The sequence below is a fragment of the Pseudooceanicola lipolyticus genome (genome assembly GCF_002786325.1).
Taxonomy (GTDB): Bacteria; Pseudomonadota; Alphaproteobacteria; order Rhodobacterales; family Rhodobacteraceae; genus Pseudooceanicola_C; species Pseudooceanicola_C lipolyticus.
The window spans coordinates 1-1,888 of the sequence record NZ_PGTB01000314.1 but is presented as its reverse complement, the minus strand read 5'-3'; the positions used below and the strand labels follow the sequence as shown (position 1 = coordinate 1,888).

Below are 1,888 nucleotides of genomic sequence, written 5' to 3'. Positions count from 1 at the left end.
GGGCGGGCCGGTGCCCGAACGCGGCCAGCGTGCCGTGCTGTGCTGCCGCTCGGGCCAACGGTCCTGGGCCGCGGCCGAGCGGCTTGCCGCCGTCTGGGACGGCGAGATCCATCTGGTCGCCCTGGGCGACCCGACCCCCCCGAACTGACATTTCCGGAGAGACCCAATGAAAGCCAGATTGTTTGCCCTTGCCCTGATCGCCGCCGGGCCTGCCGCCGCGCAGGACCGGATGACCGTGATGCTGGACTGGTTCGTGAATCCCGATCACGGCCCGATCATCGTGGCGCAGGAGCAGGGCTATTTCGCCGAGACGGGGCTGGAGGTCGAAGTGATCGCCCCCGCCGATCCCTCGGATCCGCCGAAGATGGCCGCCGCCGGACGCGCGGATCTGGCGATTTCGTACCAGCCGCAGCTGCATCTCCAGGTGGCCGAGGGGATGCCGCTGATCCGGGTGGGCACGCTGGTGGCGACGCCGCTCAACTGCCTGCTGGTGCTGGAGGACGGGCCGGTGCAGGAGATCGCCGATCTGAAGGCGCGCAAGATCGGCTTTTCGGTGGCCGGTGTGGAAGAGGCGCTGTTGTCGGCAATGCTGGGCCAGGCCGGGCTGGGCATCGACGATGTCGAACTGGTCAACGTCAACTGGTCGCTGTCGCCGGCGCTGATGTCCGGGCAGGTGGATGCGGTGATTGGCGCGTTTCGCAATTTCGAGCTGAACCAGATGGATATCGAAGGTGTCGCCGGCCGCTGTTTCTATCCCGAAGCGGAAGGCGTGCCGACCTACGACGAACTGATCTATGTGGCCAATCCCGACACCATGGACGTGGACAAGATCCGCCGGTTCCTGGCGGCGACCGAGAAGGCGACACAGTTCATCGTCAACCACCCGCAGCAAAGCTGGGAGATCTTTTCCGGCACCTCGGCGGAACTGCGCGACGAGTTGAACGATCGGGCCTGGGCCGACACCATCCCGCGGTTCGCGCTGCGCCCCGAGGCGCTGGATGCCGGCCGATACGCACGGTTCGAATCCTTCCTGCACGAAGCCGGCCTGATCCAGGACATGCGCCCGGTTTCCAAGCTGGCGATCGATCCGGGCGCGCAATGAGCTATGGCACCACCTTCCCGCTGTGGCGGGCCGCTGCCGGCGGGGCATGGCAGGATTACACCTGCCATGCCTTTGTCGAGGGGATGCGGGACGGCACGCTGCCGCGCGCCGCGTTTCTGCGCTATCTGGTGCAGGACTATCTGTTCCTTGTCCATTTTTCGCGGGCCTGGTCGCTGGCGGTGACCAAGGCCGAGACGCTGGAGGAGATGCGGGCCTGCGCCGCCACGGTGCATGCGCTGTTGAACGACGAGATGCGCCTGCATATCGAGACCTGCGCCGCCGCGGGCATCACCGAAGCCGAACTGTACGCGGCCCGCGAGGCGCCGCAGAACCTGGCCTATACCCGTTACGTGATGGATGCCGGCCATTCCGGGGATTTCCTGGACCTGATGGCGGCGCTGGCGCCCTGCGTCTTGGGCTATGGCGAGATCGGAACGCGGCTTGCCGCTGCGGCGGGTGACACGGCCTATGCGGACTGGATCGCCACCTATGCCGGCGACGATTACCAGGACACCTGCCGCGCGGTTGCCGGCCTGATCGACGGGGCGGTTGCATACCGCCTGGGGCCCAGCCCGACGGACAGCCCGCGCTGGCCCCGCCTGTGCGCCCGGTTTGAAACCGCCACCCGGCTGGAGGTCGATTTCTGGGGCATGGGCCTTTCGGGATGAGTGCCGCCCCCGCGCTGCGCCTGGCCGGGCGTGCGTCGATCGACGGCGCGCCGATCTTCGGCCCGGTTTCGCTGGAGGCGCCGGCGGGGCAATGGACCTGCCTGCTGGGGCCGTCGGG

The 1,888-nt window shown here is 67.8% G+C and carries 2 protein-coding genes; both read left to right on the top strand.

The window, feature by feature from the left end:
• Nucleotides 1–166 precede the first annotated feature (166 nt).
• On the top strand, nucleotides 167–1,102 hold the full coding sequence (locus CVM52_RS25430; RefSeq protein ID WP_100165033.1) for an ABC transporter substrate-binding protein: 936 nt from the start codon (nucleotides 167–169) through the stop codon (nucleotides 1,100–1,102).
• The gene (tenA, locus tag CVM52_RS25425; RefSeq protein WP_100165032.1) at nucleotides 1,099–1,770 is read left to right on the top strand and encodes a thiaminase II; all 672 of its coding nucleotides are present in this window, start codon (nucleotides 1,099–1,101) and stop codon (nucleotides 1,768–1,770) included. Before CVM52_RS25430 ends, tenA begins: the two co-directional genes overlap by 4 nt.
• Nucleotides 1,771–1,888: the final 118 nt, after the last annotated feature.

Excerpts from the sequence above, each read along its gene's own strand:
- tenA (WP_100165032.1), top strand. The coding sequence starts at position 1,099 with ATGAGCTATGGCACCACCTTCCCGCTGTGGCGGGCCGCTGCCGGCGGG.
- CVM52_RS25430 (WP_100165033.1), top strand. The coding sequence starts at position 167 with ATGAAAGCCAGATTGTTTGCCCTTGCCCTGATCGCCGCCGGGCCTGCC.